Below are 25,940 nucleotides of genomic sequence, written 5' to 3'. Positions count from 1 at the left end.
CGTGCGCGTAGGCGGCATTCGGGGCGGCGGAGTCGTCGGCGCGGCCGTCGCCTTCGCGCCGAACGCGAACGGGGCGATGGCATCGGCATTCCAAGAAATCGCCGCGGATGCTGCGCGCGGATACGCATGGAGACTGCACGCGCCGAGTGCGAGCCCGGCATCGATAAGAAAGCGTCGGCGATTGAAGGATGGTTTTATTCGAACAATCTAACGCCGCGCCGACTTCCCAACCGTGCGATCGCGCATGCATGCCTCACATACGCTCGGCCTGCTCGATAACAGGCGGCGCTTCGTCCGCCGGCAGCGTGAACCAGAAGCGCGCGCCGCACACGCGCCCTTCGCTGTCGACGCGATTCTCCACGCCGATGCGCCCGCCGTGCGCCTCCACGATCGCGCGACAAATCGCGAGCCCGAGCCCGATGCCCGGTTGCGCCGATTCCTTCTCGCCGCGCGTGAACTTCTCGAAGAGGCGCGTCTCCATTCCGGCCGGCACGCCCGGCCCTTCATCGTCGATCACGACGCGCACATCGCCCGATGTCTCTTCTTCTGCCGCGATGGAAATCGGCGTATGCGCGGGCGTGTATTTCGCCGCGTTCTCCAGCAGGTTTGCGAAGAGCCGCTCCATCAGCACCGCGTCGAGCCGCAGCAGCGGCAAATTCGACGGCACGCGCACCTGCACGGGTCGGCCCGCGAGCGTGCGCCTCAAGGTCGCGAGCGCGGCGCCGACGGTTTCTTCGAGCATCGACCATTGCCGGTTCAGCCGGATCGCGCCCGCCTGCAAGCGCGCCATGTCGAGCAGGTTCGTCACGAGCCCGCTCATGCGCAGCGCCTCTTCGTGGATCGCGTGCACCAGTTCTTGTGACTCGCCCGAAAGACCGCCGATCGCGCGCGCCTCTTCCTCCAGCACCGACGCGAAACCCACTATCGACGTCAACGGCGTGCGCAGGTCGTGCGAGATCGCGGAGAGCAGCGAATTGCGCAGGCGTTCGGACTCCATGTTGACGAGCGCGTCCTGCGCGATATCCACGTAATGCACGCGTTCGAGCGCCAGCGCGATCTGCGCCGCGAACGTCTCGATCATGCGCCGCTGCTCGGGCACGGCCAGCTCCGCTTCCCGCTCGACGACGATCGCGAGCACGCCGCGCGTTCGCATCGGCGCGCGCAGCGGCAGGTAGAGCGCATCGGTGGCGGGCAGCGTGTCGGTGCCGCGGCCCGCGGGCTTCTGTTGCTCGTAGACCCATTGCGCGATATCGAAGTCGATGCGCGCGGCGTCGAGCATTGCTTCCGCGTTAGGCTCGTCCACTTTCTGGCGCACGCGTTCGCTCGCATCGGGCAGCAGCATCGCGACCTTCGCGTGAAAGACCTCGGCCACATGCCGCGTGCCGATCTCGATGATCTGCCCGGTCATCAGCGCGGCAGCGAGTTCCTTGGTCATCGCGTACATGGCGCTGGTGCGCCGTTCCCGCTGCGACGCGATGCGCGCCTCGCGGCGCAGGCTCGACGTGAGATGGCTGATCGTGAGCGATGTCAGCAGCATCACGACGAAGGTGAGCACGTATTGCGTGTCGGTGACGGAAAACGACAGCGCGGGCGGCACGAAGAAGAAGTCGAACGCCGCGACCGACACGAAGGACAGCATTACGCCCGGCCCGCGCCCGAGCCGCACGGCGGCGAAGATCACGCCGAGCAGATACAGCATCACGAGATTGGTGAGCGCAATCTGCCGCGCGGCCAGCCCATGCGCGACCAGCGTGATCGCCGCGCCGATGGCGAGCGCGTAGAAGTAGGCGCGCGGCGGCGAATGCCCGGCGTCGCGCCACGCGCCGGCTAACGACGCCCGCCGCGTTTGCGATTCGTCGCGCGGGCCGGCGGAGACGAGCGTGACATCGATATCCGCCGCATCCCGGACGATGCGCTCCGCGACCGGCGTTTGCACGACACGCCGCCAGCTTCGCGCGGCCGGCGCGCCCGCGACGAGCTTGGACACATTGCGCATGCGCGCGTAGTCGATGAGCGTCGCGGCGGCGTCCGCGCCATCGAGCGTCACCGTTTCCGCGCCGAGTTCCGAGGCGAGCTCGAGCGCGTCGAGCGTGCGGCGGCGCTCATCGTCGGAAAGGCGCTGGAGCTTCGGCGTTTCGGCATAGACCGCGAGCCAGTCCGCCTTCAGCGCCGCCGCGAGCCGCGCCGCCGCGCGCACGAGCGCCGCGCCTTCCGGTCCCGGCCCCACGCACGCGATCAGCCGCTCGCGCGCCCGCCAGATGCGCTGGATCGACCGGTCCGCGCGGTACTCGCGCATTTGCGCATCGACGCGGTCGGCGGTGCGGCGCAACGCCAGCTCGCGCAGCGCGATCAGGTTGCCCTTGCGAAAGAAGTTGCGCACCGCCTGCTCGGCCTGCTCCGGCAAGTACACCTTGCCTTCGCGCAGACGATCGAGCAGTTCCTCGGGCGGCAGATCGACGAGCGTGACTTCATCGGCGTGATCGAACACGCGGTCGGGCACCGTCTCCCACACGCGAATGCCGGTGATGCGCCCGACAATATCGTTGAGGCTTTCCAGATGCTGCACGTTGAGGGTCGTGTACACGTCGATGCCCGCGTCGAGCAGTTCGTGCACGTCCTGCCAGCGCTTCAGGTGCCGCGAACCCTGCACGTTCGAATGCGCGAGTTCATCGACGACGATGAGTTGCGGCTTGCGCGCGAGCGCGCCGTCGAGATCGAATTCCGCGAGCGTGCGGCCGCGATAGTCGATGTGCGCGGGCGGCAGCGTCGCAAGGCCCGCGCACAGCGCGAGCGTCTCCTTGCGGCCATGCGTTTCGACGACGCCGATCACGACATCGACACCTTCGTCGCGCCGGCGTCGCGCGGCTTGCAACATCGCGAAGGTCTTGCCGACGCCCGCCGACGCGCCGAAGAACACCTTCAGCCGGCCGCGCTGGCGCTTCGCTTCCTCGCGTTGCAGCTTGTCGAGCAGTTCATCGGGGGTCGGACGCATGGGCTCCTGGGCGGGTTCTCGTCATGTCGCGCGTGGGAAATGGCGGCGCTCAGCGAACGCTCGCCCGGTCCAGCGCGAGGTTCAATTTAAGCACATTCACCGCAGGTTCCCCGATCACGCCCAACGTGCGCGTGGACGTCGCCTCGACGACGAGCGCATTGACTCGCGCGACGGACAGCCCGCGGGCCCGCGCCACGCGTGCGATCTGATACGCGGCCGCCGCCGGGCTGATGTCCCGGTCGAGCCCGCTGCCCGATGAGGTGACGAGATCGACGGGCACGGCGGCGTCGTTCGAAGGATCGGCGGCGTGCAGCGCGGCGATGCGCGCCTTCACGGTCTCGGCGAGCGCGGGATTGGTCGGACCGAGATTCGATCCGCCGGAGCTGCCCGCGTTGTACGGATTCGGCGTCGTGGCGGACAAGCGGCCCCAGAAATAGCGCGGCGCGTCGAACTGCTGGCCGATCAGTTCCGAACCGACGATCTTCCCGTCAAGCGCGATGAGACTGCCGTTCGCCTGATGCCGGAACACCGTCTGCGATACCGCCGTCACGACGAGCGGATACAGCAAGCCGGTGACGACGGTTAACGCGACGAACAAGACGATAGCCGGACGCAATGCATTCTTCATGATTCTTCTCCTAGTTCCAACCGAGCGCGGTGATCGTCATGTCGATCAGCTTGATGACCGGAAACGGCAGCACGATGCCGCCGAGCCCATACATGAGGAGATTGCGCCGCAACAACGAAGCCGCCCCGAGCGCGCGATACTTCACGCCCTTCAGCGCGAGCGGAATCAGAAACACGATGATGAGCGCGTTAAAGATCACCGCCGAAAGAATCGCGGACGACGGCGACGCGAGATGCATCACGTCGAGCACGCGCAATTGCGGGTACGTGGTCGCGAAAGCGGCAGGAATGATCGCGAAGTACTTGGCGACGTCGTTGGCGATGGAGAACGTCGTGAGCGAGCCGCGCGTCATCAGCATCTGCTTGCCGATCTCCACGATCTCGATCAGCTTCGTCGGGTTCGAATCGAGATCGACCATGTTGCCCGCTTCCTTCGCCGCCTGCGTGCCGGTGTTCATCGCCACCGCGACGTCGGCCTGGGCGAGCGCGGGCGCGTCGTTGGTGCCGTCGCCGGTCATCGCCACGAGCCGCCCTTCCGCCTGATGCGCGCGGATCGTCGAGAGCTTCGCTTCCGGCGTCGCTTCCGCGAGAAAGTCATCCACGCCCGCTTCCGCCGCAATAGCCGCCGCCGTCAGCCGGTTGTCGCCCGTGACCATCACGGTCTTGATGCCCATCTTGCGCAGCTCGGCAAAGCGTTCCTTGATGCCGCCCTTCACGATGTCCTTCAGTTCGATCACGCCGAGCGCGCGCGCCTTGCCCGCGACGTACTCTGCGACGACGAGCGGCGTGCTGCCGCGCCGCGCGATCTCGTCGACGCCATGCTGCACTTCTTGCGGAAAACGCCCGCCGCGTTCTTCGACGTACTTTCTCACCGCATCGGCCGCGCCCTTGCGTATCTCGCGATCCGGCACATCGACGCCGCTCATGCGTGTCTGCGCGCTGAACGCGATGAACGTTGCGCCGAGCGTGGCCATATCGCGTTCGCGGATATCGAACCGGTGCTTCGCCAGCACGACGATGCTGCGGCCTTCCGGCGTTTCGTCGGCGAGCGACGCGAGTTGCGCGGCGTCGGCGAGGTCGCGCTCGCTCACGCCCGGCGCCGGCGCGAACGACGACGCCTGCCGGTTGCCGAGCGTGATCGTGCCGGTCTTGTCGAGCAGCAGCACGTCCACGTCGCCCGCGGCTTCGACCGCGCGGCCGGAAGTCGCGATCACGTTCGCCTGCATCATGCGGCTCATGCCCGCGACGCCGATGGCCGACAACAGCCCGCCGATGGTCGTCGGAATCAGGCAGACGAGCAGCGCGACGAGCGCGGTGATCGTGACGACGTGTCCGGCTTTCGCGGCTTCGACCGAGAACAGGGAGAACGGCAGCAAGCTCGCGGTGGCGAACAGAAGCACGAGCGTCAGCGCGACGAGCAGGATCGTGAGCGCGACTTCATTCGGCGTCTTCTGCCGCTTCGCGCCTTCGACCATCGCGATCATGCGGTCGAGAAACGCCTCGCCGGGGTCGGCTGTCACGCGCACGACGATCCAGTCCGACAGCACGCGCGTGCCGCCCGTCACCGACGAGAAGTCGCCGCCCGACTCGCGGATGACGGGCGCGGATTCGCCCGTGATCGCGGATTCGTCGACGGACGCGACGCCGTCTATCACCTCGCCATCGGCGGGCACGGCGTCGCCGGCTTCGATCAGCACGACATCGCCCTTGCGCAGATCGCTCGACGCGACAATGCGGATCGGCGACTTCGGATGCGGCTCGTTGAGCTTCTTCGCCGTCACGTTGTGCTTGGCGCTGCGCAACGACGCCGCCTGCGCCTTCGAGCGCCCTTCGGCAAGGGCCTCGGCGAAGTTCGCGAAGAGCACGGTGAACCACAGCCACAGCGCAACGGCGAGGATGAAGCCTGCGGGCGCTTCCGCCTCACCCGCGAGCGCGGCGATCCACAGCACCGTCGTCAGGATGCTGCCGACGTACACGCAGAACATCACCGGATTGCGCAGTTGCGTGCGCGGCGCGAGCTTCGCGAAAGAATCGGCGATGGCGGGTTTGACGAGCGCCGGATCGAACATCGAACGCGCCGCCGTGCGCGCTTGCCCGAGGTTCTCCGGGCGATGCAGCGGCGCATGATTCAGTTGAGTCATCTGTTCCTCGAAATCAGTGAGCGGCGATCATCGTCAGATGCTCGACGACAGGTCCGAGCGCGAGCGCCGGCACATACGTGAGCGCGCCGACGAGCAAAAGCGTGCCGAGCAGCAGCACCACGAAAAGCGGTCCGTGTGTCGGCAAGGTGCCGGCGGTGACGGCGAGGCGCTTCTTCGCCGCGAGCGATCCCGCAATCGCCAGCACCGGCACGATCGAGCCGAAGCGGCCGAGCCACATCGCGATGCCGAGCAGCACGTTGTAGAACGGCGTGTTCACCGAAAGGCCCGCGAACGCGCTGCCGTTGTTGTTCGCGGCCGAGCTGAACGCGTACAGCACTTCCGAGAAACCGTGCGCGCCCGGATTGGCGATGCCCGCCGTGCCCGATGCCGTCAGCACGGCCACCGATGTTCCCGCGAGCACCAGAAGCGGCGTGAGCAGGATCGCGATGGCGACCATCTTCATCTCGAACGATTCGATCTTCTTGCCGGCGTATTCGGGCGTCCGGCCGATCATCAGTCCCGCGACGAACACGGCGAGCAGCGCGAAGACGAGCATGCCGTACAAGCCGGAGCCGACGCCGCCGAAGATCACTTCGCCGAGCTGGATCAGGAGCATCGGAACGAGGCCGCCCAGTGGCGTAAGCGAGTCGTGCATCGCGTCGACCGCGCCGCAGGACGCCGCGGTGGTCGCCACGGTGAAGATGCCCGACTGCGCAATGCCGAAGCGCGTCTCCTTGCCTTCCATGTTGCCGCCCGCTTGCAGCGCGCTCGCGTGGGTATCGACATGAAGCGACGCGAAGAGCGGATTGCCTGCCTGCTCCGCCGATATCTCGGCGACGCACGCCGCCGCGAACGCGATGGTCATCGCCGCGAGCACGGCGTAGCCCTGCCGCCTGTCGCCGATCATGCGGCCGAACACGACGCACAGCGCGGCCGGAATGAGCAGCATCGCGATCATCTGCATGAAGTTGGAGAGCGGCGTCGGGTTCTCGAACGGATGCGCCGAGTTCGCGTTGAAGAAGCCGCCGCCGTTCGTGCCGAGCATCTTGATCGCCTCCTGCGACGCGACCGGGCCCATCGGCAGCGACTGCTTGTCGGCTTTCATTTCGCGCATGACCGGATTGCCGCGGGCATCTTTCGCGGCGTTGCCTTGCGCGTCGGTCTGGGGTGCCTGATAGCTCGTGACTTGCAGCGTCGACACGTCCTGGTACGGCCTGAAGTTCTGAATCACGCCCTGGCTCACGAAGACGAGCGCGAACACCACGGCAAGCGGCGCGAGCACGTAGAGCGTCGTGCGCGTGAGATCGACCCAGAAGTTGCCGATGGTCTGCGCGCTGTGCCGCTTGAAGCCGCGAATCAGCGCGATGACGACCGCGATGCCGGTCGCCGCCGAGAGAAAGTTCTGCACCGTGAGGCCGAGCATCTGCGCGAGATAGCCGAGCGTGCTCTCCCCGCCGTAGTCCTGCCAGTTCGTATTGGTGACGAAGCTCACCGCCGTGTTGAACGCGGCGTCCGGCGTCATCGCGGCCATGCCTTGCGGGTTGGCCGGCAAGACGTGTTGGAGGCGCAGCAGCGCGTAGAGCACGAGCGCGCCGAGCGCGTTGAAGAGCAGCACCGCGAGCGCGTAATGCTTCCACGACATTTCGGCATCCGCATCGACGCCTGCGATGCGATACAACGCGTCTTCGAAGCGCTTCGTCTTGCGTACGACGACCGACGAGCCGTCGAGCACGTCGGCGATGTATCGCCCGAGCGGAATGGCAAGCGCGATCAGTACGATGATGAACAGCGCCGTCTGCGTGAACGTGTCGGCGTTCATTCGAGATCCTCCGCGCGCAGCAGCGCGTACACGAGGTAGGCCAGAAGCAGCAGCGTCGATGCGGCCGCGAGCCAGATCATCCATGCAGTCATGCGCGCGCTCCCGGCAGACGGCGGCGCAAGCGCTCGCAGCCCACGGTCAGCGCCGCGCACAGCGCCCAGAACAGGGCGATGCCGGCGACGTAAAGCAGGTCCATTGTTCGGTTCTCCTCTTGTGCATTGGACGCCTGCAAGAGTACGAGGACCGGGATAAAGGGCGTGGCAAGAGTTCGCGGGGCGGCGTAAAAATCGCGTAAACGAGCGCGTGACGGTGCGCAAGCGTCGTGGCGTTATCATTCCGGCTTCGATCGACACTCAAGAAGCCGCAGGCCAACGCCGTCACATGAAAATCGCCACCTGGAACGTCAACTCTCTCAAGGTCCGTCTTCAGCACGTCACCGACTGGCTGCAACTCTCGCAAGTGGATGTGCTATGCCTTCAGGAACTGAAGCTGCCCGACGAGAAATTCCCTCGCGCGGAACTCGAAGCCGCCGGATACAAAAGCTGGTTCGCGGGACAAAAGACGTATAACGGCGTCGGCATTCTGGTTCGCGACGGCATCGAGGTGCACGACGCCACCGTGGTCCGCAACATTCCCGGCTTCGAAGACTTGCAGCAGCGCGTGATTGCCGCGACGGTGAACGGCGTGCGCATGGTATCGGCGTATTTCCCGAACGGGCAGGCGCCCGGTTCCGAGAAGTTCGCGTACAAGATGCGCTGGCTGGATGCGCTGCGCGAATGGCTGCGCGAAGAGATGACGCAGTATCCGAAGCTCGCGCTGCTCGGCGATTACAACATCGCGCCGGAAGACCGCGACGTGCACGACCCGAAGGCGTGGGAAGGACAGAACCTCGTTTCGCCGGAAGAACGCGCGCACTTCATGCAGCTCGTCGGCCTGGGACTCACCGACGCATTCCGCAAGTTCGAGCAGCCCGAAAAGCTCTTTACGTGGTGGGATTACCGCATGTTGGCGTTCCGGCGCAACGCGGGCCTGCGCATCGACCACATCCTGCTGTCGTCGGAGTTGTCGGCGCTGTGCACGTCATGCGAAATCGACAAGGTGCCGCGCAAGTGGGATCAGCCGTCCGACCACGCGCCTGTGGTGGCGACGGTCGGCTGCTGATCCGTGCTTGGTGCTCACGCGTCGAGATGCAGTTCCTGAATCTTGCGCGTGATCGTATTGCGGCCGATGCCTAAGCGCTCCGCCGCTTCGACCTTGCGCCCGCGCGTGAAGTCGAGCGCCTCGCGAATCACGGCGGCTTCGAAGCGGCGCGCGAGTTCGTCCATGACATCGGCGGAATTTTCGCGCAACAGCCGCGCGACTTCCGTGCGCAAGCCATTTTCCCACACGCTCGCCGGCACGCCCGCTGGCGGCGCCGAAGCAGGCGCCGAGGCCGGCATGGCCGAGCCGTTCGGCGCGACCGCGCCATCGGTCGATACAGCGATGCTCTCCGGCGTGACGTCCTGCCGCGGCGTGAGGTCGGGCGGGAGGTCCTTCTGCTCGATCACCTGCGCGGGCGCCATCACCGTGAGCCAGTTGCACAGGTTTTCGAGCTGCCGCACGTTGCCGGGAAACGGCAGCGACGCGAGATACGCGAGCGCGCTGTCGGACACGCGCTTCGGCTCGACGCCCAGATCGCGCGCGCTCTTTTGCAGGAAGTGCCGCGTGAGCAACGGAATGTCCTCGCTGCGTTCGCGCAGCGCCGGCAGACGCAGCCGAATCACGTTGAGGCGATGATACAAGTCCTCGCGAAACAAGCCCTGCCGCACGCGCGATTCCAGATTCTGGTGCGTCGCCGCGATCACGCGCACGTTCGCGCGCAGCGGATTATGGCCGCCGACCCGATAGAACTGCCCGTCGGACAACACGCGCAAAAGCCGCGTTTGCAGATCGAACGGCATGTCGCCGATTTCATCGAGAAAGAGCGTGCCGTTCTCGGCCTGTTCGAAGCGGCCCTGCCGCATGGCCTGCGCACCCGTGAACGCGCCGCGTTCGTGACCGAATAGTTCGGACTCCAGCAGATCTTTCGGAATCGCCGCCGTATTGAGCGCGATGAACGGCCCGTTGGCCCGCGGGCTATGTCGGTGCAACGCGCGCGCGACAAGCTCCTTTCCGGTGCCTGATTCGCCTGTGATGAGCACGGTCGCCGCCGAATGCGAGAGCCGGCCGATTGCGCGGAACATGTCCTGCATCGCAGGCGCTTGTCCCAACATCTCGGGCGTTTCGGTCACGCGCTCGTCGTACGCGGCCTCGCCGCGCATGCTTTCGTCGACGGCGCGGCGGATCAATTCCACCGCCTTGTCGATATCGAACGGCTTCGCGAGATATTCGAACGCGCCGCCCTGGAATGCCGCGACCGCGCTATCCAGATCGGAAAACGCCGTCATGATGATGACGGGCAGCCCCGGCAGCCTGTCGCGCACCGTTTGCAGCAGTTCGAGCCCCGAGCCGCCCGGCATGCGGATATCCGATACCAGCACTTGCGGGCTTTCGGTTTCGAGCGCGGCGAGCGCGTCGCGCACGCCCGAGAAACTGCGCGTCGTGAAGTTCTCTCGTGCGAGCGCTTTTTCGAGCACCCAACGGATGGATTGGTCGTCGTCTACTATCCAGATCGGCTTCATATCGTTCGGCGAGAAGTCTTCGTGTGGTTCGGTGTATGCCCGTCGAAACGGTCAGGCTTCGTGGCTTCGCGCGAGAATCGCGGCCCGCAGTCTGGTGAATGTCGATGTTGGTTGATTTCCCGTGTCAGTTCCCGGCGTGTCAGTTTCCGAATGGCAACAAGATGGCGAACTCAGTGCAGCCCGGCTTGCTCTCTACTTCGATCAGTCCGTCGTGCTGCTGCACGAACGACTGCGCGAGCGTGAGGCCGAGGCCGCTCCCGTCTTCCCTGCCCGATACGAGCGGAAAGAAGATGCGGTCGCGGATATCGCTCGGAATGCCGGGACCGTTGTCAGTGATATGCAAGTCCAGTGCCAGTTTGTGCAGGCGCTTGCCGATGGTCACCTTGCGCGCGATGCGCGTGCGCAGCTCGATCTTCGCGTCGCCTTGCGAGATGCGCTCCTTGAGCGCCTCGGCCGCGTTGCGCACGATGTTGAGCAGCGCCTGAATCAATTGCTCCTTGTCGCCGCGCAGGTCGGGCACGCTCACGTCGTAGTCGCGTTCGATCGTGAGGCCGCGCGGAAACTCGGCGAGGATCACCGCGCGCACGCGCTCGCAGACTTCGTGAATATTGACGTCGCCGACGATATGCGGATGCCGGTGCGGCTCCAGCAAGCGATCGACGAGCGTTTGCAGGCGGTCCGATTCCTTGATGATGACTTGCGTGTATTCGCGCAACTCGTCGCGTTCGCGCGCGCCGAGTTCGAATTCCAGCAGTTGCGCCGCGCCGCGAATGCCGCCGAGCGGATTCTTGATCTCGTGCGCGAGATTGCGAATGAGTTGCTTGTTGACCGCCGTCAGATCGTGGATGCGCTCTTCGCGATCCGTACGCAAGTGGCGCTCGTTCTCGAAGAGTTCGAGCAGCACGTAATCGGGCGCGGCTTCCAGATACGCGACGATCGCATGCACATGAACCGGCTCGCGCCCCGCGCGTTCGAGCGCCGCGTCGAGCCGCGTCGCGTTGAAGCGGTTCTCCGCGATCGAAGCGATCGTCATCGCCAGTTCGTCGGCGTTCGCGAACAGTTCGGGCCAATGCGTCTGCATCAGCTGCTTGCGCGACATCTCCAGCATCGACTCCGCCGACGGGTTCGCGTACGCGATCCTCAGATTGCGCTTGTCGAGCACCAGCACGACAGTCGGCAGCGCTTCGAGGCCGGGCAGCAACCCGGTCGCGGCGAGTTGCGTATCGTCGGAGAGCGCATCGGCGTGACCCTTTCGCGCCTTGATCAGATTCTTGAGCACCATCGTGCAATGATTGAGGTCGTTCGTGCTACCGATCTTCTTCTCGTTGCGTGACAACCGCGAGCGATTAAAAAAGGGACGGCGCGCCGTCCCTTTTCCGTCGTTCTTCATGACATGCGGCGAGCGCGCTTCATCGAATTGGAATCAACGAAACGCGCTGCCTTCATGCGTTACAACGAGTAGTACATCTCGAACTCGATCGGATGCACCGCCTGACGATAACGCTGCAGCTCGTTCGTCTTCAGTTCGATGTACGCGTCGAGCATCGAATCCGTGAACACGCCGCCGCGCGTCAGGAACTCGCGGTCGCCGTCCAGCGCGTCGAGCGCCTGATCCAGGCCCGCGCAAACGGTCGGGATCTTCGCGTCTTCTTCCGGCGGCAGGTCGTACAGATTCTTGTCCGCGGCTTCGCCCGGATGAATCTTGTTCTGCACGCCGTCGAGACCCGCCATCATCAGTGCGGAGAAGCACAGGTACGGATTCGCGAGCGGATCCGGGAAGCGCGTTTCGATACGGCGGCCCTTCGGATTGCTCACGTGCGGAATGCGGATCGACGCCGACCGGTTGCGAGCCGAGTAAGCCAGCTTCACGGGCGCTTCGAAGTGCGGCACGAGACGCTTGTACGAATTCGTACCCGGGTTCGTGATCGCGTTCAGCGCGCGCGCATGCTTGATGATGCCGCCGATGTAGAACAGCGCGAATTCCGACAGGCCCGCATAGCCGTTGCCCGCAAACAGGTTCTGGCCGTCCTTCCAGATGGACTGGTGAACGTGCATGCCCGAGCCGTTATCGCCGACGATCGGCTTGGGCATGAACGTGGCCGTCTTGCCGTACGTATGCGCGACGTTGTGGATGATGTACTTCATCTGCTGCAGCCAGTCCGCGCGCTGAACCAGCGTCGAGAACTTGGTGCCGATTTCGTTCTGGCCCTGGCCCGCCACTTCGTGGTGGTGCACTTCGACCGGAATGCCGATCTGTTCGAGCAGCAGACACATTTCCGAGCGGATGTCCTGGAACGTGTCGACGGGAGCCACCGGGAAATAGCCGCCCTTCGTGCCCGGACGGTGGCCGGTGTTGCCGCCTTCGAATTCCTTCGCCGACGACCACGGCGCTTCTTCCGAGCCGATCTTCACGAACGTGCCCGACTGGTCCGTGTTCCACTGCACCGAGTCGAAAATGAAGAATTCCGGTTCCGGACCGAAGAACGCGGTGTCGCCCAGACCCGAGCTCTTCAGATACGCTTCGGCGCGCTTCGCGAGCGAACGCGGGTCGCGCTCGTAGCCTTTGCCGTCGGCCGGCTCCACCACGTCGCAAGTCAGAACCAGCGTGGATTCTTCGTAGAACGGGTCGATGAACGCGGTGTCCGCATCCGGCACGAGCAGCATGTCCGACGCTTCGATACCCTTCCAGCCGGCAATGGACGAACCGTCGAAAGCGTGGCCGCTTTCAAATTTGTCTTCGTCGAATGCCGAGACCGGCACGGAAACGTGTTGTTCTTTGCCGCGCGTGTCGGTGAAGCGAAAATCGACAAACTTGACGTCCTCGTCCTTGACGAGTTGCATGACGTCGGCCACGGATTTACTCATTACCTATCTCCTGATTAACAAAAGTCGGCGAATCGCTTCGCCGCCTCGACCAATTCTGCACTGCCGTTTCAATCGAGGGTGGGAAAAGCAGCTTCTATGCCATGCGCTTTATGCGCTGGCTAAATGACTGAACTGCTTAGGATTTTCGGCGAGGCACAAGGGATATTCCATTCTGCCGCCTCGCTCCTGCTGACCACCAAGCACCAATAATGTGCATCCATCCTAGCACGGTCTTCCGTACGCACCGCGGCTGTGCTTGCGTCGTTTGATGCACCGAAAACGTGCTCCTGTGTTCCCGAGTTGCGCGCTTGCACACCACGCTAGAATTAACGTTTAGCCAACGGAGACACCTCGCCATGAGTACGCTCGACCAACTGTACGGCAAAGCCGCGAGCCGGGCCGCCGAGAACAATCTCACCTACGCAGGCGCGCTGCTGCCCGCCGAAGCCTTCGAGTTTCTTCAACTCGAACCGCGCGCTCGTCTGGTCGACGTGCGCACCCGCGCGGAACTCGACTGGGTGGGCCGGCCCGCGATCAACGGCGAGCAATACGCGCACATCGAATGGATCCGCTACCCGGGTTCGGTGCCGAACGCTGAGTTTATCGAACAATTAAGACAAATCGCCACTCCTGATACGCCGCTCGTGTTTCTGTGCCGCAGCGCCGCGCGCTCGAAGCTCGCCGCCGTCGCCGCGCAGAATCAGGGGTTCACGAAAGCCTACGACCTGCTGGAAGGCTTCGAAGGCGACAAGGACGGTCAAGGGCACCGCAAGACGGTGTCGGGATGGTGCTTTCGCGGATTGCCGTGGATCGGGGCGTGAGGCCGCGCGTCGGGCGCTAGCCGTCGAGCAATGCCCGCGCGCGGGCGACGGCGGCGTCGTCGACGGGCGCGAGCCCTTTGCCGCCGATCCGCACGCCCGAGCCGAAGTGGACCGCGCGCACGCCTGTCGCGTGGACGAAGGGCGCGACGGCGTCCACGGTCAGGCCCGCACCGGCAAGCACGGTGCAACGCGTGCCTTTCGAGCGCTCGACGAGCGAACTGATTTGCCCTCGCGCTTGCAGCACCGACGGTTGGCCGCCCGACGTCAGCACGTTCGTGATGGCGTCGAAGCCGAGCAGCGTGTCGAAGGCGGCGGATAAATCGCGCGCCTCGTCGATCGCGCGGTGGAACGTCAGCGGCAAGCCACCGGCGGCGTCGATCACGCGCGCGAGCGCATCGGTATCGATCTCGCGGTTCTCGCGCAGCATGCCCACGACGATCGCGTTCGCACGGGTCTTCGCGATGGCGCGAACGTCGCGCAGCATGACGCCTAGATCGTCGGCATCGTAGACGAACGAGCGGCTATGCGGACGGACGATCACGTTCACCGGAATCTCGACCGCGTCCACGACCGCCTCGATCAGCCCGATGCTCGGCGTCAGCCCGCCCTCGCCCATCGCGGTGATCAGTTCGATGCGGTCCGCCCCGCCAAGCTCGGCGGCGCGCGCGTCCGCGACCGTCGTCGCGATGACTTCGAGCAGAATCAACGCGCATCCTCCGGCGGCACTTCGACGACTTCGCCGCCCAGCGCCGCCACGCCTTCGCGCAGCGCCTCGAACGCGGCGTTCGCGCGCTCGGGATCGCCCTTCACGCCCAGATCGATGTGCGGCCGCGCGTAGAGCGCGCCGCGCGCCGCGTCGCCGACGCTCGGCAAGCTGAAGGCCCGCACGCCCGCGAAATCATGCTCGATGGCGACCATCAGCGGCGTGATGCGCGATTCCGGCAATCCGAAGACAAGTAGCGAACGCTCGACATACGGCGTCGCGTGGTGCAGATGCGCGTATTTCGTGTCGAGCACCCATTCGATCATCGGCCATGCCATGACCGGAAATCCCGGCACGAAGTGATGGTCGCCGACCGAAAAGCCCGGAATCTTGTTGTAACTGTTCGGAATGATCTCAGCGCCCTGCGGGAACATGCCCATGTTCAGCCGATGCAGGTTCTCGGGCGAATCGAGATCCGCAGGCTGGTCGCCCGCCATGTCGCGGATGCGCGCGCGGATCAGTTCCGCCGCTTCGGGCTGCAACGCGAGCGGCACGCCGAGCGCCCTGGCCGCGCACTGGCGCGTGTGATCGTCGGGCGTCGCGCCGATGCCGCCCGTCGAAAACACGATGTCGCCCGACGCGAACGTGCGCGCGAGTGTCGCGGTGATGCGCGCGGGATCGTCGCCGACATATTCCGCCCAGTCGAGCGACAGCCCGCGCGCGCCCAACAGTTCGATGACTTTCGGCAGATGCTTGTCCGTGCGCCGCCCGGACAGGATTTCGTCGCCGATGATGATGACGCCAATGCCCATGAGTGCCTCTTCTTTCTGTTGACCGCCGTTCAGGACTGCGCCGTGATGGCCGGATAACGCGGCTCGTTCGCCCGCAGCCGTGCGAGCGCGTGCAGGCAGTAGTGCGCGAACCACAGCGCCGAAAACACGAGAATGAACGCATACGCCCAGATCGTCACCGCGGCCACGACCGGAAACAGCGGCAAGAGCCAGACCGACCACGCCCAGAGCAGCGTCGGAACGGAACTCAATAGTCCGCTCACGATGCCGATGGCGAGCAGCGGCCAGCGCGATTCGCGCACGATCGCGCGCCGTTCGTCGGGGCTCGCGTGCACCGCGAGCGCGTCGTAGGTCATCACGCGATACGTGAGCCAGCCCCACAGGAGCGGCGGAATCAGCGCGAAGAAAGGCGGGATCAGCCAGAGCGGCAAGGTCACGACGAGCGCCACGAGACACACGATCGTCGTCAGGACCGAATGCCCGAGACTGCCGTACCACGAGCCGCCGCGCCGCGCTTCGAGCGCTGCATAGTGACCCTTCGGACGGCGCGTGAGCAGCTTGATGACGCCCGGCATCGAAAGCGTGGCGATCAGGAGGAGCACCGTCACGACGATCAGCGGAATCGTCACGATGACGACGAGGAACGGCGCAATGACCGCATGCAGCGACGAGAAGCCGACGGCGTCGAAAAGGCGGTACATCGCGGAGGTCAGCGCCCAGCCGTGGAGCCAGCCGTTCGCCGCGCCGGTGAGCGTCTGCCAGAAAAACCACAGGAGCGCGCCCCAGACGGCGGTGGCGACCGCGAATGGCATCAGCGTGAGCCAGAGCATGCGCGGATGGAAGACGTTCGCCAGCGCGCGCACGAACGAACGCAGCAGATCATTCATGCGTGATTCGTTAAAGGAAGAGTAAGCGACAGGATAAACCAGCGCGGGTTCGGCGCGCTGGCACCACAAGAAGGCGAATGAAAGGCTCAGAGGGCAGCCGACCGCTTGCCGGAATCCGCCGCGCGCCGTGCCGCGAGACGCGCGCCGATGCGCTTGAACGCGAGCCAGTGTTGCTCGAAGAAGCCGTCGCCGTAGCTGACGGGCGCGGTGCCCGGCGCGCCGAGTTGATCGCGGATGCCAGTCGGCTCCACGGTGCGGTCGAACGACGCGGAGCGGAACAGGATGTCCCAGAACGAAAACAGCACGCCGAAGTTGCAGCCGTACGCCGTGCCTTCGTGACCATAGCCGATCGCGTGATGACGGCGATGGAACGCGGGACTCACGATCAGCCGGTCGCCGAGCCAGCCGAAATGCAGCCGGATGTTCGCGTGCTGCACGCTCTGCATCAGGTTCGTGATGGCGACGAGCACGACGAATTGCGACGGCTCCACGCCGATCACGAGCGCGACAGCGGCGAAAAAGCTCGCTTGCAAAACGTCGTCGAGCAGGTGGTTGCGGTCGTCGGACCACAGGGACATCTTCTGCTGGCTGTGATGGACGGCGTGCAGTTCCCACCAGATGCCGAAGCGATGCTCGAGCCGGTGATACCAGTAACCGGCCAGGTCCAGCAGGATCAGATAGATGGCGAACGTGACGAGCGGCTGCGTGGTCACGCCCGGCCACAGATTGTCGATTTCGAGCGTAGGCACGCCGTGAATGCGCAGCCAGCTTTGCGCGGAATCGAAAATAGGCTGGAACGTGAAGAAGAAAAACAGATTGAGGATGCCCAGCTTCACGATCCACGTATACAGCACGTCCACGCGCACGCCCTTGCGGTCCTGCCATTGCTCCGCGGGGCGCAAGGCTTCCAGCGGGCGCAGGATCGCGTACATCGCGATCACTTCCAGCACGCCGACGATCACCCAGTACAGCGCGTCGTACGTGTCTTCGTCGTAGTCCATCATGCCGATCTTGAAGAGCAGCGGCTGCACGACATCCACGTACAACGTGGTCTGCACCGAAGAAACGAAGCTGTCGAGGAACGAGAGAATGACGTGAAACATGGTGCTCCGTGGAAGTCGGCCGGCCCTGGGAAATGACGCCCAGCGGCCCGTGACTCAATCGTAGTACAGGGCGCCCGCAAGCGCCCTTCTGTCACCGATCGCCGCCGCCTTCAGGCGCCGTTGGGCGCGGTGACCGGCGCGCGGTCGAGGAAAAAGATGCCGTGCGGCGAGCGTCCCACCGCGATAGTCTGGATGAGCTTGCGGTTTGCAAGGTCGATCACGCCGACATGCTTCGCGAAGCGGAACGTCACCCAGAGATACTTTTTATCGGCGGAAAGTTCCATGTCGTCCGGTCCGGGCAAGAGGCCGGTGATGTCGCCGACGTTCGTGAGCGTATCTTCGTCGATGATGCTGATGGTGTTCGCCACCCGGTTCGACACCAGAACGTGCTTGCCGTCCACCATCGAGCGGAAGTTGTGCGCGCCCTTGCCGGTCGTGATGGTCTTCACGACCTTCTGGTTGCGCCAGTCGACCACGGCCACATAGTCCGCGCCCGTCATGCCGACGAGCAGGAACTTGTCGCCGGGCGTCAGCCAGACGCCCGCCGGCACCTTGCCGACCTTCATCTTCCACTTGACCGTCTGCGTCGGCAGGTCGATGGCCGCGATCTCGCCCGACACCTGAAGCGAGATGAACGCCGTGGAACTGTCGTTCGAAAACGCAATGTGGCTCGGCATGGTCGCGAGCGGCAGGCGCTTGGCGAGGCTCAGGGTCTTGCCGTCGTAATGGTAGATATCGAGCCGGTCGAGGCGCAGGCCGGTGGAGACGAACCACTTGCGGTCCGGCGAGAAACCGATCTGATACGGATCCTCGATGTCCTGCACCCAGCGTTGCACCGCGCCCGTTTTCGGGTCGACGAACATCAGGTTGTTCGACACCGAATTCGCGACGATCAGCGACGAATTGTCGGGCGTCGGCATCAGGTGATGCGGCTCTTTGCCGGTGGGCACCGTGCCGATGACCTGGTGCGTGTTTTCGTCGATGAGGCTCAGCGTGGCTTCGGCCGAATTGAGCACGATGACGTTATTGGCGAATGCCGCGGTCGCGGCAAACGCTGCGACCGCCGGAACCGCGAAGCGCGCGGCGCTGGCGGCGGGCGCGCGGAGGCGGCCGGAGAAAAATGTGGAGCGCATGAATGTACACGTCGGAAAGCAGGCCTCATTGTAGAACGTTTGCATGCTCCAACGCGTTGACGATGCGGCTCTTTTTGCGCAATTCGATGCGCGTGCGCAAGAAATGCCGCCCGTTGGCGCGGCTTTCCGCCACGTTCGCGCAAGAACGCGGACGCGTCACCGCTGCATCGATTCCCAGACCTTGTGGAGGCGCTTCACCGATATCGGCATCGGCGTGCGCAATTCCTGCGCGAAGAGCGACACGCGCAGTTCTTCGAGCAGCCACCGATACTCCGCGAGCCGCGCATCCGCGACGCCGCCGCGCTGCGACAACGTCCGCTGATACTGCTGCACGAGCGGCAGCAACTCCGCCATCAGGCGCGCGTCGCGGGCGGCGTCGGCCTTGAGCTTGTCGATGCGCAGTGCGATGCCTTTCAGATAGCGCGGGAAGTGCGCGAGCTGCGCGTACGGCGTATCGATCACGAAGCGTTTGCCGATCAGCCCGCCCAATTGCGCCTGCATGTCGGCGTACGCGGTGGCGAAGGGCTTGGCCTGCGCCAGCTTCTTCGTCAGCGCGGCGTACTCCGCGAGAATCGTCCCGGCGAGGCGCGCGATTTCGTTCGCCAGCAACGTGAGGCGCCCTTTCGCCGCGTCGCGGCGCGCGTGAAAGCTGGCGTCGTCGTCGGGCAGCGGGTCTTGCAGGCACGCGCGGTCGAGCGCCGTCTCGACGATCTGGTCGCGCAGCTCGTCGGCGGTGCCGAGCGCCATGTATTGCATCGACATTTCGCGCAGGCCCGGCAGGTTCTTCTCCAGATAGCGAATCGGCTCGCGCAATTGCAGCGCAAAGAGCCGCCGCAAGCCCGCGCGATGAATGCGCGCCGCTTCCTCCGGCGAATCGAAGACTTCCACGTCGCAGTGCGTGATGCGATCCACGAGCGCCGGATAGCCGAAAAGCGTCTGCCCGCGCCGGCCGATTTCGAGCAACTCGGGCAACTTGCCGAAGTTCCACGTCGTCAGGTTTTCGTAGAGCGCGGTGCTTTCGGCGGGCGCGGCCTGAGCGGCCGGTACGTTCGAATCGCCCGAAAGCGCGTCGAGCGCGACACTCGCCGCTTCCGCCGTGAGCTTCTGGAAGTGCTGCTGCGCCTGCCCGCCGAGTTCCCCGCGCAGTTGCGCGAGATTGCGGCCCATCGCGAGTTGCCGGCCGTGCTCGTCGATCACCTTGAAATTCATGAACAGGTGCGCGGGCAGCGTTTCGAGCTTGAAATCGGCGCTTTTCACGGCGATCTGCGTCTGATCGCGAATATCCGCGATAAGCGCGTCGATCAGCGCGCCCGCGCCGAACTTCGGCCCCGCGTGACGCTCGGCGAAGGCGGCCGCGTATTCCGGCAACGGCACCACATGCCGGCGCAGCTTCTGCGGCAGCGACTTCAGGAGCAGTTGCGTCTTTTCCTTGATCATGCCCGGGACAAGCCACTCGACGCGGCGCGCGTCGATCTGATTCAGCCCGTAGAGCGGCACCGTGAGCGTCACGCCGTCGCGCGGCGCGCCCGGCTCGAAGTGATACGACAGCGTCATTTCGATGCCGGACATCGTCATGCGCTTCGGGAACAGATCGGTCGTGACGCCGGCGGCTTCATGGCGCATGAGGTCGTCGCGCGACAGGAAAAGCAGTTGCTGCCTGCCCTCTTTCTTCTGTTCGTCGCGATACCACCGCTCGAACGCCGCGCCCGTCCAGATGCCTTCGGGCACGAGCGAATCGTAGAACGCGTAGATCAGTTCGTCGTCGACCAGGACGTCCTGGCGGCGCGACTTGTGCTCCAGTTGCTCGATATCCGCGACCAGCTTGCGGTTATGCGCGAAAAACGGCAGACGCGTGTCGAACTCGCCTTCGACGAGCGCGCCGCGAATAAAAAGCTCCCGCGCATATTTCGGGTCCTGCTTGCCAAAGCTCACGCGCCGCCGCGCGTAGACGGTGAGGCCGTAGAGCGTCGCGCGTTCGAACGCGACGACCTGCGCCGCCTTCTTCTCCCAATGCGCGTCCGAAAGCGACTTCTTCAGCAAATGCGCGCCGACCGTTTCGAGCCATTCCGGCTCGATCTTGGCGATGGTCCGCGCATACAGCCGGCTCGTCTCGACGAGCTCGCCCGCCATCACCCAGCGCCCCGCTTTCTTCAGCAGCGCCGAGCCCGGCCACAAATGGAACTTGATGCCGCGCGCGCCGAGATAATGCGGCTCGTCGTCGGCCTTCACGCCGATGTTGCCGAGCAAGCCCGTCAACAGCGACAGATGCACTTGCTCGAACGTGGCATCCGATTCGTTCAGCCGCCAGCCCTGCTCGCGCACGACGGTCAGCAACTGCGAATGCACGTCGCGCCATTCGCGCAAGCGCACATGCGAGAGAAAGTTGGCGCGGCACGCGTCGGCGAGCTGCTTGTTCGACTTCTTGTGCGCGACCGCTTCCTCGAACCACTTCCAGATTCGCGTCCATTGCAGGAATTCGGAACGCTCGTCGACGAACTGGCGATGCTTCTCGTCGGCCTGCTCTTGCGCTTCGATCGGCCGGTCGCGCGGGTCCTGCACCGAAAGCGCGGAGGCGATTACGAGCACTTCCGTGAGCGCGTGATGGTCGCGCGCGGCGAGAATCATGCGGCCGACGCGCGGGTCCAGCGGCAGGCGCGCGAGTTCGCGGCCGAGCGGCGTCAACGCGTTGTCGTCATCGACCGCGCCGAGTTCGTTCAGCAACTGATAGCCGTCCGCGATCGCGCGTCCCGGCGGCGGCTCGATGAACGGGAACGTCTCGATCTCCGTCAGATGCAGCGACTTCATGCGCAGGATCACCGCCGCGAGCGACGAGCGCAAAATCTCCGGATCGGTGAAGCGCGGGCGCGACTGGAAGTCGGCTTCGTCGTAAAGCCGGATGCAGACGCCGTCCGCCACGCGCCCGCAGCGGCCCGCGCGCTGGTTCGCCGCCGCCTGCGACACCGGCTCGATCTGCAACTGCTCGACCTTGTTGCGGTACGAGTAGCGTTTCACGCGCGCGGTGCCCGTATCGACGACATAGCGGATGCCCGGCACCGTCAGCGACGTCTCCGCGACGTTCGTGGCCAGCACGATGCGCCGCGCGTTCGACGGCCTGAACACGCGCTCCTGCTCCTGCGCCGAGAGACGCGCGAAGAGCGGCAGAATCTCCGTATGCGGCGGATGGTGCTTGCGCAGCGCCTCGGCGGCGTCGCGAATCTCGCGTTCGCCGGGCAGGAAGACGAGCACGTCGCCCGGGCCTTCGCGGCAGAGTTCGTCGACGGCATCGACGATGCCTTCCATCAGATCGCGGTCCGTCTTGCGGTCGCTTCGTTTCTGCGGCGTGCCCTGCGCATTCTTGATCGCCTCGCTTTCCTCTTCGATCGGGCGATAGCGGATTTCGACCGGATACAGCCGCCCGCTCACCTCGATCACCGGCGCGGGCTTCTCTTCGCTGCCGAAGTGGCGCGCGAAACGGCCGGCGTCGATGGTCGCGGATGTGACGATCAGCTTCAGGTCCGGGCGCTTCGGCAGGATCTCCTTCAGATAGCCGAGCAGGAAGTCGATGTTGAGGCTGCGCTCGTGCGCCTCGTCGATGATGATGGTGTCGTAGGCTTTGAGCAGCGGGTCGGTCTGCGTTTCGGCGAGCAGAATGCCGTCGGTCATCAGCTTGACGGACGCGCCGGGCGCGAGATTGTCCGTGAAGCGCACCTTGTAGCCGACGACTTCGCCGAACGGCGTGCCGAGTTCCTCCGCGATGCGCCGCCCTGTCGCCGAGGCCGCGATCCGGCGCGGCTGCGTGTGGCCGATCAAGCCGGCGCCGCCCGCGCCGAGGCCGCGTCCGAGCGCGAGGCAGATTTTCGGCAGCTGCGTGGTTTTGCCGGAGCCCGTTTCGCCGCTGACGATGACGACCTGATTCGACTCGATCGCACGCGCGATCTCTTCGCGGCGGCCGGAGACGGGCAGCGCCTCGGGGAAGGTGATCGGCGGGATCGGATTCGGCGTGACGGTGCGGGGTTCGTGGCGCTTGCGCTCGGCGCGGGCTTCGGCGCGGGGCGGCCTCTCGGCGCTGCGCGGATTGTGATGGGCCGGCGTTGTGTTCCGCGTTGCGATGCGGTCATCGCGTTCGGCGGCGGCCGCGTGCGTGTGCTCGTCCGCGTTCGCGCGGCGGGCTTCGCGATGGGATGCGCCGTCGTCCGCTCGGGGCGCGGCGTTCGTTTCGCCGACCGACGATGCCGCCGCCCGTTCCTGCGACCGAGCGCGCGCCGGGCCGTCGCTCTGGCGCTCCGTATCCCGCTGATTCGATTGCGCCGGCTTCTGTGCGCCGGGAACAGCGGGCGACTGTTTCTGTTCCGCGCGATGCCGCTCCACCGCGCTCGCTCCGCGCCGGTCGGGCTGCTCGACGTTCGTGCCGTTTCTTGCGCTTCGGCCAACGTCCGACTCGTCCGCATAATGCGGCTTCGACGCGATCGTTTCGCGCTGATCCGATTGTGCCGTCCCCGCGCCCCGCACGGCGGGCGATTGCGTTTGGCGACTGGGCTTCGCCGCCTCTGCGCCGCGTTCGTTCAATTGTGCCGGGTTCGCGGCGCGTTCCGCGCTGGAGACAGCCGCTGGTTGCGCCGCGCGAGTGAGCCTCATCCCGCCGGCACCGTGTTGGTTGGATTGTTCAGGCTTAACGGGGTTTCCCGCGCCCAAAACACCGCTCGATTGAATCGCCCGATCGGACCTCGGCGCATCCACGCCGCGTTGGCTGGACTGTGTCGCCTCTGCGCCGTCTCTCGCGCTGCGGCCGGCTGGCGATTGCATTGCGCGATCCGGCCTCGGTGCAACTGCGCCGCGTTGCACACGTTGAGCAGGCGGCGCTGCATCGTCCGCGCCTCGGACACCGGGCAATTTGGTGAGGCGACCCAGCTTGGCCGCTTCTGCGCCGCGTTGGTTTGATTGGTCGGGGTCCGCGGCGCTTTCCGCGCCTAACCCAGCGCGCGATCGAGTCGCGGGATCCTGCCTCGGCGCATCCACGCCGCGTTGGCTGGACTCTGCCGCCTTTGCGCTGTCCTCCACGCTTCTGCCAGTTCGCGCTTGCGTTGCGCGATCCGGCTTCGGTGCAACTGCGCCGCGTTGATCAGACTGGGCCGGCTTCGCAGCATCGTCCGTGCTTCGGGCAGCGGGCGATCGCAATCCGCGATCAGACTTCCCCGATGCCGGCCCACGTTGATTCGCCTGTGCGGGCCGTGCGGCGCTCTCCGCGCTCGACACAGCAGCGCGATGCGCCTTTGCCGCATCCGATCCGCGCTCGCCCGCGCTTCGGCCTTGCGGACCCGCGTCGCCCGACGGCTTCGGCGCGCGCCCTGCCCCGGCATCGCGCGACGGCTGCGTCTGCTTCGACTCGTCTTGCGCCCCGGCAAACCGCCGCGCCGCCAGCTCTTTCTTGCTGAGCCCGGCCGATTCGGCCGGCGCCTCGCTCGGCCGCGCATCGCGCAACAGGTTCTCGCGCAGTTTCTTCAACTGCTCCTGAGCGGTGAGGGTCTTATCGGCGGACTGCGGCTGGCCCGGCTGAACGGGGCGTCTGGAAACATTCGGCATAGCGTCGCATTATAATCCCGGCATGAATTCCCAAACCGACCTCACCCTGGCGTCGCAGCCGCCCGCAAGCGAAGCCGACGCGCCGACTTCCCTCGGCCAGTTCGTCGACTGGATGCGCTCCGTGGCGCCCTATATCCATGCGTTCCGGAACAAGACGTTCGTCGTCGCGTTCGGCGGGGAACTCGTGCAGGAAGGACGGCTGAACGCGCTGGTGCAGGACGTCGGCCTGCTGCACGCGATGGGCATCCAGATTCTGCTCGTCCACGGCTCGCGTCCGCAGCTGGACGAACAGTTGAGCCTGCACGGCGTCGAATCGTCGTTCTCGCATGGACTGCGCATAACGGATGCCCGCGCGCTCGAATCCGCGAAGGAAGCCGCCGGCGAAGTGCGTCTCGACATCGAGGCCGCCATCAGCCAGGGCTTGCCGAACACGCCGATGGCGCACGCGCACATCAGCGTCGTGTCCGGCAACTTCGTGACGGCGCGGCCAGTCGGCATTCTGGATGGCGTCGATTTCCAGCACACGGGCGTCGTGCGCAAGATCGACGGCGACTCCGTCCGCCAGTCCCTCGCCAGCAACAAGATCGTGCTGCTGTCCTCGCTCGGCTTTTCGCCGACGGGTGAAGCCTTCAACCTGTCGATGGAAGACGTCGCCTCCGCGGCCGCCATCGCGCTGCGCGCCGACAAGATCATCTTCGTGACGGAGATTCCGGGGCTCGCCGATCAGGAAGGCGAACTGGTGCGCGAAATGTCGCTCGACGACGCCTACCGGCTGCACGAATCCGGCGAATTGCAGGGCGATACCGCGTTCTATCTGAAGCACGCCATTCGCGCCTGCCGCGGCGGCGTGGCGCGGGCGCACATCATTCCGTACGCGCTCGACGGCAGCGTGCTGCTCGAACTGTTCCTGCACGACGGCGTCGGCACGATGATCTCGTACGAGAACCTCGAAAGCCTGCGCGAAGCCACGCCCGACGACGTCGGCGGCATTCTCACGCTGATCGAACCGCTCGAAGCCGACGGCACGCTCGTGCGGCGCGGGCGTCATCAGATCGAGCGGGATATCGATCACTTCTCGGTCATCGAGCACGACGGCGTGCTCTTCGGCTGCGCGGCGCTGTATCCGTACACGCAGGAGCGCATCGGCGAAATGGCGTGCCTCACGGTCGCGCCCGAAGCGCAAGGTTCCGGCGACGGCGAGCGGCTCCTGAAACGCATCGAGCAGCGCGCCCGCGCGCGCGGCCTCACGCGCATCTTCGTGCTGACGACGCGTACCGAACACTGGTTCCTCAAGCGCGGCTTCGTCAAGGTGACGGTGGACGATCTGCCGGAAGACCGCCGCCGCCTTTACAACTGGCAGCGCAAGTCGCTCGTCTTGATGAAACAGCTTTGACCTGACAACGGACGCGCGCCGCGCTTGTCCGAATTGCAAATCATGGACCGGCAGGCCAAGCCGATACCGGTCGATCAAGGAGAAACACAGATGGCCCGAATGGTTCAATGCGCAAAGCTCGGCAAGGAAGCCGAGGGACTGGACTTCCCGCCGCTGCCGGGCGAACTCGGCAAGCGCATCTACGAGACGGTTTCGAAGGAAGCGTGGCAAGGCTGGCTCAAGCAGCAGACGATGCTCATCAACGAAAATCGCCTGAACATGGCCGACCCGCGCGCGCGCCAGTATCTGCTCAAGCAGACGGAGAAGTATTTCTTCGGCGAAGGTGCCGATACGGCCTCGGGCTACGTGCCGCCGCAAAGCTGATCTCCGGCCCGCGACCGTCGCAGAAACCGACCTCTCGGGGTCGGTTTTTTATTGCTTGCACG

Annotated in this window: 19 protein-coding genes; 4 read left to right on the top strand and 15 right to left on the bottom strand. The window is 65.3% G+C overall.

Annotated elements, in window-relative coordinates; genetic code table 11:
• Positions 1-253 precede the first annotated feature (253 nt).
• From NCR37_RS04875 to NCR37_RS04850, 6 genes are read right to left on the bottom strand one after another with little or no spacing between them, the layout of a single operon-like run.
• Entirely contained in the window at positions 254-2,992 is a 2,739-nt protein-coding gene (locus tag NCR37_RS04875) for a DUF4118 domain-containing protein (protein ID WP_250472016.1), read from the bottom strand.
• A gap of 49 nt (positions 2,993-3,041) precedes the next feature.
• A complete protein-coding gene (gene kdpC, locus NCR37_RS04870) occupies positions 3,042-3,620 on the bottom strand; it encodes a potassium-transporting ATPase subunit KdpC (RefSeq protein ID WP_250472015.1) in 579 nt (192 codons plus the stop codon).
• A 10-nt stretch (positions 3,621-3,630) separates the two neighbouring features.
• Positions 3,631-5,760, bottom strand: coding sequence for a potassium-transporting ATPase subunit KdpB (kdpB, locus tag NCR37_RS04865; RefSeq protein ID WP_284506788.1), 2,130 nt, complete (start codon positions 5,758-5,760; stop codon positions 3,631-3,633).
• 13 nt (positions 5,761-5,773) lie between these two features.
• Positions 5,774-7,579 (bottom strand): potassium-transporting ATPase subunit KdpA, encoded by a 1,806-nt coding sequence (gene kdpA / locus NCR37_RS04860; RefSeq protein WP_250472014.1) that lies wholly within the window; start codon positions 7,577-7,579, stop codon positions 5,774-5,776.
• Complete coding sequence (locus tag NCR37_RS04855) at positions 7,576-7,671, bottom strand: potassium-transporting ATPase subunit F (protein WP_175939976.1); 96 nt, start codon at positions 7,669-7,671, stop codon at positions 7,576-7,578. Before NCR37_RS04855 ends, kdpA begins: the two co-directional genes overlap by 4 nt.
• Positions 7,668-7,775 carry a potassium ABC transporter ATPase gene (locus tag NCR37_RS04850; RefSeq protein WP_250472013.1) on the bottom strand — a complete coding sequence of 36 codons (108 nt, stop codon included), beginning with the start codon at positions 7,773-7,775 and terminating at the stop codon, positions 7,668-7,670. Before NCR37_RS04850 ends, NCR37_RS04855 begins: the two co-directional genes overlap by 4 nt.
• A gap of 185 nt (positions 7,776-7,960) precedes the next feature.
• Here NCR37_RS04850 and xth point away from each other — a divergent pair, with 185 nt between their 5' ends.
• The gene (gene xth / locus NCR37_RS04845) at positions 7,961-8,740 is read left to right on the top strand and encodes an exodeoxyribonuclease III (protein WP_250472012.1); all 780 of its coding nucleotides are present in this window, start codon (positions 7,961-7,963) and stop codon (positions 8,738-8,740) included.
• Between the two features lie 14 nt (positions 8,741-8,754).
• Here the strand turns inward: xth and ntrC are convergent, their stop codons facing one another.
• From ntrC to glnA, 3 genes are all read right to left on the bottom strand, one after another.
• Positions 8,755-10,239: a nitrogen regulation protein NR(I) gene (gene ntrC / locus NCR37_RS04840; protein ID WP_250472011.1), complete on the bottom strand. Its 1,485-nt coding sequence runs from the start codon at positions 10,237-10,239 to the stop codon at positions 8,755-8,757.
• 139 nt (positions 10,240-10,378) lie between these two features.
• A complete protein-coding gene (glnL, locus tag NCR37_RS04835) occupies positions 10,379-11,521 on the bottom strand; it encodes a nitrogen regulation protein NR(II) (RefSeq protein WP_250472022.1) in 1,143 nt (380 codons plus the stop codon).
• 167 nt (positions 11,522-11,688) lie between these two features.
• A complete protein-coding gene (gene glnA / locus NCR37_RS04830) occupies positions 11,689-13,104 on the bottom strand; it encodes a type I glutamate--ammonia ligase (RefSeq protein WP_175939973.1) in 1,416 nt (471 codons plus the stop codon).
• A 356-nt stretch (positions 13,105-13,460) separates the two neighbouring features.
• Here glnA and NCR37_RS04825 point away from each other — a divergent pair, with 356 nt between their 5' ends.
• Positions 13,461-13,925: a rhodanese-like domain-containing protein gene (locus tag NCR37_RS04825; protein ID WP_244848345.1), complete on the top strand. Its 465-nt coding sequence runs from the start codon at positions 13,461-13,463 to the stop codon at positions 13,923-13,925.
• Between the two features lie 16 nt (positions 13,926-13,941).
• Here the strand turns inward: NCR37_RS04825 and NCR37_RS04820 are convergent, their stop codons facing one another.
• The 6 genes from NCR37_RS04820 to hrpA form a co-directional block, all read right to left on the bottom strand.
• On the bottom strand, positions 13,942-14,631 hold the full coding sequence (locus NCR37_RS04820; protein WP_250472010.1) for a copper homeostasis protein CutC: 690 nt from the start codon (positions 14,629-14,631) through the stop codon (positions 13,942-13,944).
• On the bottom strand, positions 14,628-15,440 hold the full coding sequence (locus NCR37_RS04815; RefSeq protein WP_250472009.1) for a competence/damage-inducible protein A: 813 nt from the start codon (positions 15,438-15,440) through the stop codon (positions 14,628-14,630). The genes NCR37_RS04820 and NCR37_RS04815 overlap by 4 nt, the downstream gene beginning before the upstream one ends.
• 29 nt (positions 15,441-15,469) lie before the next feature.
• A complete protein-coding gene (locus NCR37_RS04810; RefSeq protein WP_250472008.1) occupies positions 15,470-16,306 on the bottom strand; it encodes an EI24 domain-containing protein in 837 nt (278 codons plus the stop codon).
• A gap of 86 nt (positions 16,307-16,392) precedes the next feature.
• Positions 16,393-17,409 (bottom strand): sterol desaturase family protein, encoded by a 1,017-nt coding sequence (locus NCR37_RS04805; RefSeq protein WP_250472007.1) that lies wholly within the window; start codon positions 17,407-17,409, stop codon positions 16,393-16,395.
• Between the two features lie 110 nt (positions 17,410-17,519).
• Positions 17,520-18,542 (bottom strand): YVTN family beta-propeller repeat protein, encoded by a 1,023-nt coding sequence (locus NCR37_RS04800; RefSeq protein WP_250472006.1) that lies wholly within the window; start codon positions 18,540-18,542, stop codon positions 17,520-17,522.
• A 156-nt stretch (positions 18,543-18,698) separates the two neighbouring features.
• Positions 18,699-23,177, bottom strand: a complete 4,479-nt coding sequence (hrpA, locus tag NCR37_RS04795) for an ATP-dependent RNA helicase HrpA (RefSeq protein ID WP_250472005.1) — start codon at positions 23,175-23,177, stop codon at positions 18,699-18,701.
• A 967-nt stretch (positions 23,178-24,144) separates the two neighbouring features.
• Between hrpA and argA the strand changes: the two genes are divergently transcribed.
• A complete protein-coding gene (gene argA / locus NCR37_RS04790) occupies positions 24,145-25,515 on the top strand; it encodes an amino-acid N-acetyltransferase (RefSeq protein ID WP_250472004.1) in 1,371 nt (456 codons plus the stop codon).
• A gap of 90 nt (positions 25,516-25,605) precedes the next feature.
• Complete coding sequence (locus NCR37_RS04785; protein WP_062636188.1) at positions 25,606-25,878, top strand: oxidative damage protection protein; 273 nt, start codon at positions 25,606-25,608, stop codon at positions 25,876-25,878.
• The last annotated feature ends 62 nt before the right edge of the window (positions 25,879-25,940 follow it).

Source organism: Caballeronia sp. GAFFF1, from assembly GCF_023630705.1.
GTDB lineage: Bacteria > Pseudomonadota > Gammaproteobacteria > Burkholderiales > Burkholderiaceae > Caballeronia.
Note: the sequence above shows the minus strand (reverse complement) of the source record. Positions and strands in the feature narration are given on the sequence as shown.